We start from the raw sequence: 14,143 nt of genomic DNA, 5'->3' as shown, positions 1-14,143 counted from the left end.
TTCCTCGTTTCCCTCTTTCTCTCGTTAACCTTAGAGCTCTGTCTTTACAGAACTTCAGGGGCAAGGGAGATTATCTTCATAAATCCCAGCGAACGTAACTCGCGGGCAACTGGACCGAAGATACGGGTTCCGATAGGCTCCCCATTACCACTCAAGAGGACGGCTGCGTTCTCATCGAATTTAACAGTGGTATCTTCCGGTCTTTGAAGTTCTTTCTTTGTACGCACGATAACTGCGTCTAAAACATCACCTTTTTTCACCTTCGCATGGGGAATGGCTTCCTTAACTGTGACAACAATAATGTCCCCAATGCTGGCGTAACGCCTCCGTGTCCCTCCAAGCACTCTTATACATAGTACCTTTCTTGCACCGGAGTTGTCGGCAACATTTAACATGGTTTCGGTTTGAATCATAGTTCCACCTGAAATGCAAATTATTAACAGCTGCTTACGATCACTTATAAAGCACCTGATCAAACAGAGCGTTCAATGATTGACCGGACAAGCCAGCGTTTATTTTTGGACAATGGACGACATTCTTCGATAAGGACTACGTCGCCAATATTACACTGATTGGCAGCATCATGTGCCATGTATTTTATCTGACGACGGATATATTTACCGTACATCTTGTGTCGCACTTTTCTTTCAACAAGTACCACGACACTTTTATCCATCTTGTTACTAACCACGGAACCCTGGCGGGTCTTTTTTGTTGTAGCTGTCATCGCTTTAATCCTGTAGGCTTTTGCGCTCTCTTCTGAATTGTTCTATGACCTATTGTTTTTCTGCAATCACAGTCAAAACGCGTGCGATATCTTTTTTCAGTTGCGCGAGTCTTGCAGGATTTTCCAGTCGCCTGATACCATGCTGGAATTTGAGCTTAAACAGGTCTTCACGGAAGTCCTGTTCTTTTTTTCCAAGGTCCTCAAGACTCAATTCTCGTAGATCTTTTATTTTCATACTGTTTCCCTCTTAAGAACGACTTTAGTCGGGAACGGAAGTTTATAACTTGCTAATTTCAAGGCTTCAACAGCAAGATCTTCGGGAATACCTTTCAGTTCGTAAAGAACTTTACCGGGTCGTATGGTAGCTACCCAATATTCTGGGGAACCTTTACCTTTTCCCATTCGTGTTTCCGCCGGTTTTTTGGTAATCGGTTTGTCCGGGAACACGCGGATCCAGAGTTTTCCACCACGTTTGATTTTCCTGTTAATGGTAATACGTGCGGCTTCGATATGCTGAGCAGTCATTCTGCCACAGCCAACAGCCTTTAGCGCGTAATCTCCAAAGGAGATATCTGATCCGCGCTGTGCTTTACCGCGCATTCTACCTTTATGCTGTTTTCTATGTTTTACTTTGCGTGGACTTAACATTTTATTTTACCTGCACATAGGGTTATGCTTACACATTTTCTCGAACGATGGCTTATACCAATTACGGAGAGTTTACTTGCCTGCTTCCATTTCATTGTCAGCCAATACTTCGCCTTTGAAAATCCAGACTTTTACCCCTATTATGCCGTAAGTGGTCTTCGCTTCAGCAGTTCCGTAATCGATATCCGCCCGAAGGGTGTGCAGTGGCACTCGGCCCTCTTTAAACCATTCGGTACGTGACATCTCGGCACCACCAAGTCGTCCTGAACAGGAAATCTTTATGCCCTGTACTCCAAAACGCAACGCAGAATTAATGGATTTTTTCATGGCGCGACGAAAGGCGATGCGTCTTTCTAGTTGCATAGCAATGTTTTCTGCAACAAGCTGTGCATCAGCTTCTGGACGGCGAACCTCTTGGATGTCGATCAGACAAGGTCTCCCGAACTTTTGCTCCAGATCCTTTTTCAAACTTTCAATTTCCGATCCTTTCTTTCCAATTACAATTCCTGGACGGGCAGTGAAAAGTTTTACTTTAATTTTTTCTCCGGTGCGCTCAATAACAATACGGGCAATTCCGGCATGATATAAACGTTTTTTAAGATATTTGCGAATAAGCTGATCCTGGTGCAGGTTATTCGCATAATCTTTATCCGCATACCAGATAGATTCCCATGAGCGGGTTATATTTAACCGCAAACCAATGGGATTGACTTTTTGACCCAAGGTGATCCTCCGTTCCCTCTATCTTTAATCTCTATGTATCCTATTACCGTTTATCAGGTCTCTTCGACCACTACGGTAATATGACTTGTCCTTTTCAATATACGAGTTGCTCGGCCCTGCGCTCTAGGACGGAATCTCTTAAGCATAGGTCCACCATTAATTTGAATCTCTTTAACAAAAAGAGTGTCAACATCAATAGCATCATTTTGATCAGCATTGGCCACTGCAGACTCAACAACTTTACGTATAATACGAGCAGCCTTTTTCGGCATAAACCGCAATGTAGTGATGGCTGTATCAACATCCATGCCACGAACCACGTCTGCAACAAGTCGTGCTTTTTGCGGTGAAATACGTATGTACTTAGCGACGGCTTTTGTTTCCATCGATTAACTCCTTCGCGCTTTCTTAAAAAATGGACCTTTTCTAGCGTCCTTTTCTGTCCGCGGCGTGACCATAGTAAGTTCTTGTCGGAGAGAATTCTCCAAGCTTATGACCAACCATATTTTCAGTGACATAAACCGGAATGAACTTTTTACCATTGTGTACAGCAAAAGTCAGTCCGACCATCTCCGGTATAATATCCGACCTTCTTGACCAAGTCTTTATGACTTTACGAGATCCACTTTCCTGCGCGTTTTCAACCTTTTTCATCAGGTGATCGTCAACAAAAGGACCTTTTTTTATGGAACGAGCCATATCCAAATTCTCCTGTTATTACTTACGTTTGGTGACTATATCTCGATCGGAGGCTTTTTTCTTGCGGGTCTTGAATCCTTTAGTTGGAACACCCCAAGGCGAGACTGGGTGCCGACCGCCGGAACTCTTCCCTTCGCCACCTCCCATTGGATGGTCTACCGGGTTCATAGCAACACCACGAACCGAAGGTCTTTTTCCTTTCCATCTGTTACGACCGGCTTTGCCTAACTTCTGACTGCTATACTCAGAGTTACCTACCTGGCCGATGCAAGCTCTGCAATCTTTGTGGAATCTGCGAACCTCTCCGGAAGGCAACTTAACTAATACCTGGTGGCCGTCTTTAGCCATTAACTGAGCGGCAGTACCAGCAGATCGAACTAGTTGGGCCCCCTTACCGATCTTCATTTCAATATTATGTATGATCGTTCCCAAGGGGATATTGATCAGTGGCATGCAGTTCCCTGGCTTGATATCAGAATCTGCTCCAGCGGTAACAGTATCACCGACAGCGATACCATTAGGTGCAAGAATATAAGTTTTTTCACCATCTGCGTATATCAGCAAAGCTAAGTGAGCTGACCGATTCGGATCATACTCTATAGCTGCTACTTTGGCAGGAATATTAACTTTATTTCTTTTCCAATCAATTACCCTGTACTTCCTTTTATGCCCCCCACCCTTGTGCCTCGAGGTGATGCGACCATATGAGTTACGTCCGCCTGTCTTTTTTAAAGGACGCAGGAGACTCTTTTCAGGTTCTTTATCAGAAAGATACTCCTGCTTTACAGAAACGTAGTGACGTTTTCCGGGTGATGTCGGTTTATGGGTTTTTATTGCCATTGTATTTCCCGTAATCGTATATCTTCAGGTGTAAACCGATTTGTTCAATTGGTTTAAAGCTCTTCTAGAAAATTAATCTCGCCCTCAGAAAGGGTAACATAAGCTTTTTTCCAATCGTTCGTCTTACCAATTGACTTCAGACCGACTCGTTTTTTCTTACCACGCATGTTAGCAGTTTTAACTTCTGCAACTTTTACATTAAACAGCTCTTCAACGGCCTGCTTAATCTCAATTTTATTTGCACGTGGATCTACCTTAAACGCGACAGTACCTTGAGTCTCTTGAAGAATGTTGCTTTTTTCAGTGAGGCATGGGCCTTTAATTACATTAAAAATCACTTTCATACCATTAACCTCTCTTCCAGCTTTTCAATACAACTCTGGACCAACATGAGTTTGGGGTATTTAAGGATATCGAATACGTTAAGGCCAGCTACCGGCAATATCTTATAACCAACCGCATTACCTGCGGATTTACTAACTACAGTATCAACATCACCGGTGACCACCAAACAATTATCAAATTCGAAATTGTCCATTACCTTGACGAACTCTTTGGTTTTAATTTCTTCAAGACCAAAATCGTCAATAACTACAAGATTACCTTCACCAAACCTGGCACTTAATGCCATGCGAAGTGCTAACTTTTTAACTTTCTTCGGTAGGCTGTAGCTGAAATCTCGAGGTTTTGGGCCAAAGACAGTTCCGCCGCCTCTCCAAACAGGGGAATTTTTCGTCCCTGCTCTAGCGCGCCCGGTCCCTTTCTGTCTCCATGGTTTAGCACCACCACCCCTCAACTCTCCGCGAGTCTTTGTGCTGGCAGTACCATTTCTTTTATTCGCACGCTGCATACATACAATATCATGCAGAATACATTCTTTTACTTCAACACCAAACAGGTCGTCTTTGAGTTCAACTTCGCCAACTTTCTCTGCAAGGTTATTTGCGACATCACAAACTGCCATGATTATCTCCTTGTGAGCATCCCTGGTAAATTATGCTTTGGTAAAGATGCTGAGCAAACCGTTTTTTGCTCCGGGAACAGGGCCCTTCACGAGCACAACGTTGTCTTCTTCCCGCACATCGATCACTTTAAAATTTTTCTGGGTAACAAGCTCGTCTCCCATGTGCCCTGGGAGTTTTTTACCTTTTACAACACGAGCCGGCCAGGCACTGCAACCAATAGAACCAGGCGCCCGGTGAAAACCAGAACCGTGTGAAGCTTTACCACCGGCAAACCCATGTCGTTTCATGACACCTTGAAATCCGCGGCCTTTTGACTTGCCTGAGATATCAACTTGGTCACCAACTTTAAGCACTTCCTTTGCGGTAAATTCCTGCCCCACTTCATACGCATCCGGGTCTACTACCCTGAACTCGCGAATATGGTAAAAGCCTTTACCACCTGATCGCTTTGCATGTCCGGTTTCAGGTTTATTAAGCCTGCTTACCTTTTTTTCAACAAAACCAACCTGGATAGCATTATATCCTTCTTTGGCTATGGTTTTTTTCTGTAAAATCGTACAGGGTCCGGCTTCTATAACAGTGACGGGAATGGAGCGACCGTGCTCATCATAAATTCTCGTCATCCCTACTTTCCGGCCCAATATTCCTTTTGTCTTCGGCATTTGTCTACCTGTGTTCAATTAACAACTCACTATGCAGATGAACTTTCCGCCTGTATTGCCAATTAGCTAAGCATCAGGGAATCTTGATTTCTACATCTACACCAGCAGAAAGTTCAAGTTTCATGAGTGCATCTATTGTCTGCTGTGTTGGCTCCAGAATATCAAGGAGTCGACGGTGAGTTCTCATTTCGAACTGTTCACGCGACTTTTTATCGACATGTGGAGACCTCAGTACAGTGTACTTATTCTTACTTGTCGGCAACGGTATTGGGCCAGCAATTGTGGCTCCGGTTCGCCTTGCTGTTTCAACGATTTCCCGTGTTGAAAGGTCAAGCAATTTATGATCGTAGCCTTTCAGCCTAATACGAATCTTATCTGCCGGGATCATAGCACTCCTCTTATTCGATTATTTCGCTGACTACACCTGCGCCTACAGTTCGGCCACCTTCGCGAATTGCGAAACGGAGACCGGCTTCCATGGCGATAGGAGTAATCAACTCTCCAGTGATATGTACGTTATCACCTGGCATTACCATTTCCACGCCTTCCTCAAGCGTAACAATACCAGTCACATCAGTTGTACGAAAATAGAATTGAGGACGGTAACCGTTAAAAAATGGTGTATGACGTCCGCCCTCTTCCTTATTCAAAATATAGGCTTCTGCCTTAAACTTTTTATGCGGGGTTATTGAACCTGGCTTAGCAAGCACCTGACCACGTACGATTTCCTCGCGTTTTACCCCACGCAGAAGAGCACCAATGTTATCTCCGGCCTGCCCTTCGTCGAGCAGTTTACGAAACATCTCAACACCTGTACAGGTAGTTTTTGCAGTGTCACGGATACCTACAATCTCAATTTCATCACCAACATGGATGATTCCACGTTCTATTCTACCTGTCGCAACAGTACCGCGACCTGAAATGGAGAAGACGTCTTCAACCGGCATCAGGAAAGGTTTATCAACATCACGCTCCGGCTCAGGAACATATCCGTCAACAGCTTCCATCAACTCCCAAATACATTTTGCCTTTTCTTCATCTTCTGGATTTTCCAATGCAAGCAGAGCAGAGCCCCGGATAATTGGAATATCATCACCAGGGAAGTCGTACTTATCCAGCAGTTCACGGAGCTCCATTTCCACAAGCTCGATCAACTCCTCGTCATCTACCATGTCGCATTTGTTAAGAAAGACAACCATCGCAGGTACACCTACCTGCCGTGCCAACAAAATGTGCTCACGAGTTTGAGGCATAGGCCCATCGTCAGCGCCAACCACAAGAATAGCACCGTCCATCTGTGCTGCACCAGTGATCATGTTTTTGATATAATCGGCATGACCTGGGCAATCGACGTGAGCGTAATGGCGATTTACCGTTTCATACTCAACATGAGCTGTTGCAATGGTGATACCACGTTCCTTTTCTTCAGGTGCTTTATCAATATCGCTAAAGTCTGTGAAGGATGCTTGTCCTTTTGTGGACAGTACGCGAGTAATTGCCGCAGTCAATGTTGTCTTACCATGGTCAATGTGGCCAATTGTTCCTACATTGACATGCGGTTTAGTCCGCTCAAATTTTTCCTTTGCCATTGCAGCTACCTCTTAAGCTGTTATATCCGGTTAAAAGCCTTTAATCTTTTGTATAATAGCCTCAGCTTTTTTAGCAGGTACATCTGCGAAAGCTGAGAACTGCATCGTAAATACCGCTCGACCTTGGGTTGCTGACCGTAAATCCGTGGAGTAACCAAACATTTCAGATAAAGCCACTTCGGCGTGTATGGTCTGCCTGTCTTTATCAGCGTTGACACCGTTTATTTGGGCACCTTTTCTGTTGAGGTCGTTTATAACCTCTCCCAAATAATCATCAGGAGTTATCACCTCAAGGGCCATAATGGGTTCCAACAGAACCGGGTCACCTTCTGCTGCGGCTTTTCTACAGGCCATCGTAGCCGCGACCCCAAACGCCATTTCAGTGGACCGTTCTTCATCGTACGAACCACCGACTAAAACTGCTTCGACATCTGCCATCGGATAACCGATCAGCGGGCCGGAATCCAAACTATCTAAAACACCCTTTTCGATCGCCTGACGAAATTCTTTAGGTATCAGTTTGTCATCTATATCAGAAGTAAAACTCGTCCCTGTTCCTTTCTTGCCAGGTCTAAGCTCTATCTCTACGTGACCGTACTGTTCTTTGCCGGTAACGTGGGTCTCAAACCTTCCTTCTGCACGAGAGCATTTTTTTATTGCTTCTCGGTATGCGACTTGAGGCCTGCCGACATTTGCAGCAACTTTGAAATCACGAATCAGCCGGTCTACAATTATCTCAAGGTGGAGTTCCCCCATTCCGGAAATAATCGTTTGCCCAGTGTCTTCATTTATGGACACTTTAAAGCTGGGATCTTCCTTTGTGACCTTGTCCAGACTGTCCATTAATTTACCCTCGTCTGCTTTAGACTTGGGTTCAATGGCTACACCAATTACAGGTTCAGGAAAGCTCATTTGCTCAAGGATTATATAATCCCCTGAACTACAGAGCGTATCGCCGGTAGTGGTGAATTTCAGCCCAACAATGGCACCAATATCCCCGGCACCGAGCTCTTTGACTTCTTCACGCTTATTCGCATGTAATTTAATCAATTTCGAGATTTTTTCCGTTTTCCGCTTTAGCGGGTTAAAGATCTTGTCCCCAACCTTAAAGGTTCCGGAATAGACTCTAACAAATGCTAAATTCCCTACAAACGGATCAGTTTGCAGCTTAAAAACCAAGCCGCAAAATTTTTCGCTCCTCTCGGATTTGCGGATAAGGGGCGCACCGTTCTTATCCGTCCCCTCAACTGGGGGAACATCTTCGGGTGATGGTAAATACCAGGCAACAGCATCAAGTAAGGGCTGGATTCCTTTATTCTTAAAAGCGGATCCACATAAAACTGGAACAAGGTCCATATTAAGAGTAGCCTTTCTCAATGCCCTGCGTAAATCACCGGGAGCAATCTCTTTGTCTTCTAAATAATATTCCATGACCTCCTCATCGAAGTCGGCCAACTTCTCGAGGAGCGCCATTCTGGCGGCCGATGAATCTCCTAACAACTCTTCAGGAATGCTTTCCATGGTTACGATTTCCCCCATGGATGCTTCATCAAATTTAAGCAGCTTCTGTTCAACAAGATCCACAATACCACTGAAAGAATCTTCTGAACCGACAGGAATTGCTATCGCTACAGGCATAGCACCCAATCGTCGTTCGATCTGCTCTAGACATTTCTCAAAAGAGGCCCCTGTACGGTCCATCTTGTTGACAAATGCTATGCGAGGTATGTTGTATTTGTCAGCCTGCCTCCAGACAGTCTCTGACTGTGGCTCAACCCCGCCTACTGCACAAAAGACGGCTACTACACCGTCCAGCACCCTCAGGCAACGCTCGACCTCTACTGTGAAATCAACGTGGCCGGGAGTGTCAATTATATTAATGGCAATATCTTTCCACTGACAGGTGGTAGCAGCAGAGGTAATGGTTATACCACGCTCTTGCTCCTGCTCCATCCAGTCCATGACGGCATTTCCGTCGTGCACTTCACCAAGCTTATGCGACTTGCCGGTATAAAAAAGAATACGTTCAGTGGTGGTAGTTTTCCCAGCGTCGATATGGGCCATAATGCCGATATTGCGCACCTTGGACAGCGAAGGTGATCCAGCCACAATTTACACCTGTATTCTCTTTAATCATTTTCTGATTATTTAAATTCAAAAAACGAAAACTGTTTACAGTAGACAAAACCTCCTGTCAACAGTTTTCTATGGTTTTTCAAAAAGATCCTTACCAACGATAATGAGCAAAAGCCTTATTTGCTTCTGCCATCTTGTGGGTATCGTCTTTCTTCTTCACAGAACCACCACGACTACTGTATGCATCAAGTATTTCAGCAGCAAGTTTCTGGGCCATTGTCTGGCCGGACCTACTCTGAGCGAACCCCACGATCCACCTGATCGCCAGAGCGTTACGACGCTCAGGACGAACTTCAATAGGTACCTGATAGGTTGCACCACCAACACGACGACTCTTGACCTCAATCCGAGGGCGCACGTTCTCCATGGCCTCTTCAAAAATAGTCAACGGCTCTTCGTCAGCGATCTTTTGATCAACTATATCCATCGCATCGTAAAATATTTTACGAGCAGTGGTTTTCTTACCGTCCTGCATCAGACCATTGGTGAACTTGGAAACCAGCACCGAGTTAAACCTTGGATCTGGAGCAACCGGGCGCTTATCTAATAATTTTTTTCTAGGCATTTCATCCCCTACTATACCTTAAAGCAACCTCACTTAGGCCGCTTAGCTCCATACTTAGACCGACCCTGACGACGATCACTAACACCAAGGGTATCCAAGGTACCTCTGACTACATGATAACGAACACCTGGTAAATCCTTCACACGACCGCCTCTAATAAGAACGACCGAGTGCTCCTGCAAGTTATGTCCGATACCTGGTATGTATGACGTTACCTCTATACCATTAGTCAACCTGACCCTGGCAACTTTCCGCAATGCAGAGTTAGGCTTCTTGGGCGTTGTAGTATAGACACGGACGCACACACCTCTTTTCTGCGGACAACTCTGCAAGGCAGGAGTATTAGACCTCTTGGTGGTTTTTTTGCGTCTCTTCCTGACAAGTTGATTTATTGTGGGCATTCAAACCACTCCTTTAAAAATAAGCTTCATAACCATCAATTGGACACGAAAGGTTGGATATATAAACGAAACAATACTAAAGGTCAAGTTTATTTTTCAATTAACTGATTTCTTTAACCCGATATCGATCGAGCCCTGTTCCCGCTGAAATCAAGCGACCCATGATTACATTTTCTTTAAGACCGGACAGGTCATCAATTTTTCCTGCCATTGCTGCATTGGTCAGCACCTTGGTTGTTTCCTGGAAAGAAGCAGCAGAAATAAAAGAATCTGTAGACAAGGAGGCCTTTGTCACTCCTAGCAAAAGCGGTTCAGCAGAGGCAGGCTGTGCCCCCTCTTTGAGTAACCTTTCATTTTCTTCCTGGAACTTCCACCACTCCACCTGTTGATCAAGCATAAAAATAGAATCACCTGGATCGGTGATGCGAATACGCTTGAGCATTTGGCGAACGATCGTTTCAATGTGTTTATCATTAATCTTAACACCCTGAAGACGATATACTTCCTGGATTTCGTTCACCAAAAATTTTGCAAGTTCTTCTGCTCCAAGAACACGCAGGATGTCATTGGGAAGGACTGAGCCTTCCATAAGACGTTCGCCTGCCTTAACATAATCACCTTCGTGGGCGGTAATATGTTTGATCTTTGGTACAAGATATTCTTTTGGTTCTCCTGTTTCAGGAGTAACAATAACCCTTCTTTTCCCTTTAAGGTCTTTACCAAAGGTTACGCGACCGTCAATTTCCGTGATAACCGCCTGCTCTTTTGGTTTACGAACTTCAAAAAGTTCGGCAACCCTGGGAAGACCACCTGTAATATCTTTAGTTTTGGTTGTTTCCCTTGGAATTTTCGCAATAATAGTACCTGGCGTTATTTCATCCGACTCGTTAACAGTGATAACAGACCCTACCGGCAATGGGTATCTGGCAGCTAAATCACCAGCGGGAAGTTTAAGGGTTCGTCCTCGTTCATCTTTGATGGAAATTCTGGGATTCATCTGCTTAGAAGACGAACCAGGAGTAATAACCTTGCTGGCTTTACCGGTAATCTGGTCAACCCGTTCTTGCATGGTATCGCCTTCAACCACGTCACCATATTTAATTTTCCCTCCCACCTCTGTTACGATAGGAATGGAAAAAGCGTCCCAATCAGCAATAATAGTCCCAGGGTCCACTTTACTTGCTTCCTCCACACGAAGTACTGCACCGTATGGGATTGGAAAGCGTTCCCGGTCAACACCTTGGTCATCCAGGACCGTCACCTCCGCATTACGAGTCATGACGACAAGAAATCCTTCATCATTTCTAACAGAGTGAAGTTCCTTATATTGAATTTTGCCACCACGCTGAGTACGCACTTCAGCCTGCTCGACAGCCCTACTCGCAGTTCCACCGATGTGAAAGGTACGCATGGTAAGCTGAGTGCCTGGCTCACCGATAGACTGAGCAGCTATAATACCCACAGCCTCGCCAATATTTACCATATGGCCACGGCCGAGATCCCGGCCATAACACATAGCACAAACACCCCTCTTAGCCTCACAGGTTAAGACCGAGCGAATCATAACCCGGTCAACACCAGCTGCTTCTATGGCCTCAACTTTTTCCTCTGTGATTTCTTCATCCATCTCTACCAGGACTTCACCGGTATGTGGATCGATGATATCTTCAAGGGCAACCCTTCCTAGGATACGCTCCCCAATGCGGACAATGACCTCACCACCTTCAATCAGTGGTTCAGCCTGCACCCCTCGCATGGTACCACAATCTTTAATAACAATGGTCGAATCTTGAGCTACGTCGACCAGACGCCTTGTCAAATAACCTGAGTTTGCTGTCTTAAGAGCGGTATCTGCCAGACCCTTTCGAGCACCATGAGTAGAAATAAAATATTCAAGGACATTCAGCCCTTCACGAAAGTTAGCTTTAATTGGTGTCTCAATAATTTCGCCTGATGGTTTAGCCATCAGACCACGCATACCAGCTAACTGGCGAATCTGATCCTTAGATCCACGAGCTCCAGAATCAGCCATTATATATACAGCATTGAAACTCTTAATTTCCTGCACTTTACCAGAGAGATCGGGGGCGTATTCTACGGCCATTTCATCCATCATCTCTTTGGTGATCTTGTCAGTCGCCTTTGACCAAATATCGATAATCTTGTTGTATTTTTCACCGTCGGTTATCAAACCGTCAGTATACTGCTGGTCTACTTCTGCAGCCTCAGTTTCGGCATCTTCAACAAATTCTTCCTTTTTAACAGGAATCATCATGTCATTTATGCAGATGGAAATACCGGCTTTGGTCGCATTTTCGTAGCCTAGATCCTTCAGTCGATCAGCAAGGATAACCGTGTCTTTTGTGCCGGCATGGCGATAGGTATAGTCAATGAGGAAGGCAAGTTCTTTTTTGGAAAGTTCCTTGTTGACAAGTGAAAAAGGAACAGGACCAGGTAGCAGTTCACCGACAAGCATTCGCCCAATGGTGGTTTGCACCAAACTGCCTTGAATACGAATTTTGACCCTTGCTTGCAAATGAGCAGCCCCGTGATCGTAGGCCATCCGTGCTTCCACGGGTGAACTATACACGGCCCCTTCGCCAATGACTCCGAACCGTTCCCTTGTCATGTAATACAAACCAAGAACAATATCCTGGCTTGGGATAATAATAGGGCCACCGTTGGCAGGGGATAAGATGTTATTTGTTGACATCATGAGAACCCTGGCTTCAACCTGCGCTTCAACGGAAAGCGGCACGTGGACGGCCATCTGGTCTCCATCAAAATCAGCATTGAAAGCAGCACAAACCAGCGGATGCAGCTGAATAGCCTTTCCTTCGATTAATACCACTTCAAAAGCCTGCATGCCGAGACGATGCAGCGTTGGCGCACGGTTCAGGATAACGGGATACTCTCTTACGATATCATCCAATACGTCCCATACTTCTTTCGCGCCTTTTTCAACCATCTTTCTGGCGCTCTTTATAGTAGTCACATACCCTTTTTGCTCAAGCCGATTGTAAATAAAAGGCTTGAACAACTCCAGGGCCATCTTTTTAGGTAATCCACATTGATGAAGCCGAAGATGAGGCCCAACAACGATAACGGAACGACCCGAGTAATCGACACGCTTACCGAGCAGATTCTGCCGAAAACGACCCTGCTTCCCTTTGAGCATATCGGAAAGAGATTTAAGCGGACGCTTATTGGGCCCGGTGATGGTGCGTCCTCTCCTACCATTATCAAAAAGAACGTCCACGGCTTCCTGAAGCATTCTCTTTTCATTACGAATAATAATATCAGGGGCATCAAGTTCGAGCAGTCGTTTCAGACGATTATTTCTGTTGATTACCCGCCGATAGAGATCGTTAAGATCTGAGGTTGCGAACCGGCCACCTTCGAGAGGTACCAGTGGACGCAAGTCGGGTGGCAAGACGGGAATAACCTCAAGGATCATCCACTCCGGCAAATTTCCTGAGTCACGAAACGCCTCTACTACGTTGAGTCTCTTCCCATACTTGGCTCGTTTGGTTGCAGACCCGGTTTCCTTCATTTCCCGGCGAAGGGTTTCAGAGAGCTCAACCAGGTCGAGTCCCATCAGCATCTCGCGAATAGCCTCAGCCCCTATGCCGACCCTAAAGGCGCCGGGATGATCCTCAAGAGCAGTTCGATATTGTTCTTCATTAAGCAAAGTCGCCACCGGCAGTTCTTCTACAGTGGAAGAGACAATTGCATAGGATTCAAAATAGAGAATGCGCTCCAGTTGCTTGAGCGTCATATCGAGAATGGCACCAATTTTCGACGGAAGGCTTTTCAAAAACCAAATATGAGCCACGGGGGCTGCTAACTCGATATGTCCTAAACGTTCACGACGAACTTTTGACTGAATAACTTCAACGCCACATTTTTCGCAGACAACGCCGCGGTGTTTCATGCGTTTATACTTACCGCAATTACACTCATAGTCTTTGACTGGTCCAAATATCTTTGCACAAAACAATCCATCGCGTTCCGGCTTGAACGTTCTGTAATTAATTGTTTCCGGCTTTTTAACCTCTCCATGGGACCATTCTCTGATCTTTTCAGGAGATGCTAAGGATATCTTTACTTTACTAAAACTGACGGGGCCTTTGGGCTTTGCAAAGAAGCTGAACAGTTCTTCCACGAATTCACCTATATATTTTCAAA

17 protein-coding genes are annotated in these 14,143 nt (G+C 45.2%); all 17 read right to left on the bottom strand.

What is annotated here, in order from left to right:
• Window positions 1-44: 44 nt before the first annotated feature.
• The 17 genes from rplN to rpoC all read right to left on the bottom strand — a co-directional run bounded on the left by rplN (window position 45) and on the right by rpoC (window position 14,120).
• Window positions 45-413, bottom strand: a complete 369-nt coding sequence (gene rplN, locus ACHZCY_RS18480) for a 50S ribosomal protein L14 (RefSeq protein WP_205220919.1) — start codon at window positions 411-413, stop codon at window positions 45-47.
• A 59-nt stretch (window positions 414-472) separates the two neighbouring features.
• Window positions 473-727 (bottom strand): 30S ribosomal protein S17, encoded by a 255-nt coding sequence (gene rpsQ / locus ACHZCY_RS18475; RefSeq protein ID WP_205220918.1) that lies wholly within the window; start codon window positions 725-727, stop codon window positions 473-475.
• A 49-nt stretch (window positions 728-776) separates the two neighbouring features.
• Window positions 777-962 carry a 50S ribosomal protein L29 gene (gene rpmC, locus ACHZCY_RS18470; RefSeq protein ID WP_205220917.1) on the bottom strand — a complete coding sequence of 62 codons (186 nt, stop codon included), beginning with the start codon at window positions 960-962 and terminating at the stop codon, window positions 777-779.
• Entirely contained in the window at window positions 959-1,375 is a 417-nt protein-coding gene (gene rplP / locus ACHZCY_RS18465; RefSeq protein ID WP_205220916.1) for a 50S ribosomal protein L16, read from the bottom strand. Before rplP ends, rpmC begins: the two co-directional genes overlap by 4 nt.
• 72 nt (window positions 1,376-1,447) lie before the next feature.
• A complete protein-coding gene (gene rpsC / locus ACHZCY_RS18460; protein ID WP_205220915.1) occupies window positions 1,448-2,098 on the bottom strand; it encodes a 30S ribosomal protein S3 in 651 nt (216 codons plus the stop codon).
• A 53-nt stretch (window positions 2,099-2,151) separates the two neighbouring features.
• Window positions 2,152-2,484, bottom strand: a complete 333-nt coding sequence (gene rplV / locus ACHZCY_RS18455) for a 50S ribosomal protein L22 (protein ID WP_205220914.1) — start codon at window positions 2,482-2,484, stop codon at window positions 2,152-2,154.
• 40 nt (window positions 2,485-2,524) lie between these two features.
• A complete protein-coding gene (gene rpsS, locus ACHZCY_RS18450) occupies window positions 2,525-2,797 on the bottom strand; it encodes a 30S ribosomal protein S19 (protein ID WP_205220913.1) in 273 nt (90 codons plus the stop codon).
• Window positions 2,798-2,815: 18 nt separating this feature from the next.
• Window positions 2,816-3,637 carry a 50S ribosomal protein L2 gene (gene rplB / locus ACHZCY_RS18445; protein ID WP_205220912.1) on the bottom strand — a complete coding sequence of 274 codons (822 nt, stop codon included), beginning with the start codon at window positions 3,635-3,637 and terminating at the stop codon, window positions 2,816-2,818.
• A gap of 53 nt (window positions 3,638-3,690) precedes the next feature.
• A complete protein-coding gene (locus ACHZCY_RS18440; RefSeq protein ID WP_205220911.1) occupies window positions 3,691-3,981 on the bottom strand; it encodes a 50S ribosomal protein L23 in 291 nt (96 codons plus the stop codon).
• Window positions 3,978-4,601, bottom strand: a complete 624-nt coding sequence (gene rplD / locus ACHZCY_RS18435) for a 50S ribosomal protein L4 (protein WP_205220910.1) — start codon at window positions 4,599-4,601, stop codon at window positions 3,978-3,980. Before rplD ends, ACHZCY_RS18440 begins: the two co-directional genes overlap by 4 nt.
• 30 nt (window positions 4,602-4,631) lie before the next feature.
• Window positions 4,632-5,264: a 50S ribosomal protein L3 gene (gene rplC, locus ACHZCY_RS18430; protein WP_205220909.1), complete on the bottom strand. Its 633-nt coding sequence runs from the start codon at window positions 5,262-5,264 to the stop codon at window positions 4,632-4,634.
• A gap of 73 nt (window positions 5,265-5,337) precedes the next feature.
• Complete coding sequence (rpsJ, locus tag ACHZCY_RS18425) at window positions 5,338-5,649, bottom strand: 30S ribosomal protein S10 (protein ID WP_028585188.1); 312 nt, start codon at window positions 5,647-5,649, stop codon at window positions 5,338-5,340.
• A gap of 13 nt (window positions 5,650-5,662) precedes the next feature.
• On the bottom strand, window positions 5,663-6,853 hold the full coding sequence (tuf, locus tag ACHZCY_RS18420; RefSeq protein WP_205220908.1) for an elongation factor Tu: 1,191 nt from the start codon (window positions 6,851-6,853) through the stop codon (window positions 5,663-5,665).
• A gap of 30 nt (window positions 6,854-6,883) precedes the next feature.
• Window positions 6,884-8,962 (bottom strand): elongation factor G, encoded by a 2,079-nt coding sequence (gene fusA / locus ACHZCY_RS18415; protein WP_319549937.1) that lies wholly within the window; start codon window positions 8,960-8,962, stop codon window positions 6,884-6,886.
• A 118-nt stretch (window positions 8,963-9,080) separates the two neighbouring features.
• Window positions 9,081-9,554, bottom strand: a complete 474-nt coding sequence (gene rpsG / locus ACHZCY_RS18410; protein WP_205220906.1) for a 30S ribosomal protein S7 — start codon at window positions 9,552-9,554, stop codon at window positions 9,081-9,083.
• Window positions 9,555-9,583: 29 nt separating this feature from the next.
• A complete protein-coding gene (gene rpsL / locus ACHZCY_RS18405; RefSeq protein WP_205220905.1) occupies window positions 9,584-9,955 on the bottom strand; it encodes a 30S ribosomal protein S12 in 372 nt (123 codons plus the stop codon).
• 100 nt (window positions 9,956-10,055) lie between these two features.
• Window positions 10,056-14,120, bottom strand: coding sequence for a DNA-directed RNA polymerase subunit beta' (gene rpoC / locus ACHZCY_RS18400; RefSeq protein ID WP_205220904.1), 4,065 nt, complete (start codon window positions 14,118-14,120; stop codon window positions 10,056-10,058).
• Window positions 14,121-14,143: the final 23 nt, after the last annotated feature.

It is taken from the genome of Desulfogranum marinum, assembly GCF_963675105.2.
GTDB lineage: Bacteria > Desulfobacterota > Desulfobulbia > Desulfobulbales > Desulfobulbaceae > Desulfogranum > Desulfogranum marinum.
The sequence above is the reverse complement of the archived record's forward strand: the minus strand, read 5'-3'. Positions and strand labels throughout refer to the sequence as shown.

Coding starts and splice junctions, on each gene's coding strand:
- rplN (WP_205220919.1), bottom strand. CDS start 413: ATGATTCAAACCGAAACCATGTTAAATGTTGCCGACAACTCCGGTGCA.
- rpsQ (WP_205220918.1), bottom strand. CDS start 727: ATGACAGCTACAACAAAAAAGACCCGCCAGGGTTCCGTGGTTAGTAAC.
- rpmC (WP_205220917.1), bottom strand. CDS start 962: ATGAAAATAAAAGATCTACGAGAATTGAGTCTTGAGGACCTTGGAAAA.
- rplP (WP_205220916.1), bottom strand. CDS start 1,375: ATGTTAAGTCCACGCAAAGTAAAACATAGAAAACAGCATAAAGGTAGA.
- rplV (WP_205220914.1), bottom strand. CDS start 2,484: ATGGAAACAAAAGCCGTCGCTAAGTACATACGTATTTCACCGCAAAAA.
- rpsS (WP_205220913.1), bottom strand. CDS start 2,797: ATGGCTCGTTCCATAAAAAAAGGTCCTTTTGTTGACGATCACCTGATG.
- rplB (WP_205220912.1), bottom strand. CDS start 3,637: ATGGCAATAAAAACCCATAAACCGACATCACCCGGAAAACGTCACTAC.
- ACHZCY_RS18440 (WP_205220911.1), bottom strand. CDS start 3,981: ATGAAAGTGATTTTTAATGTAATTAAAGGCCCATGCCTCACTGAAAAA.
- rplD (WP_205220910.1), bottom strand. CDS start 4,601: ATGGCAGTTTGTGATGTCGCAAATAACCTTGCAGAGAAAGTTGGCGAA.
- rplC (WP_205220909.1), bottom strand. CDS start 5,264: ATGCCGAAGACAAAAGGAATATTGGGCCGGAAAGTAGGGATGACGAGA.
- tuf (WP_205220908.1), bottom strand. CDS start 6,853: ATGGCAAAGGAAAAATTTGAGCGGACTAAACCGCATGTCAATGTAGGA.
- rpsG (WP_205220906.1), bottom strand. CDS start 9,554: ATGCCTAGAAAAAAATTATTAGATAAGCGCCCGGTTGCTCCAGATCCA.
- rpsL (WP_205220905.1), bottom strand. CDS start 9,955: ATGCCCACAATAAATCAACTTGTCAGGAAGAGACGCAAAAAAACCACC.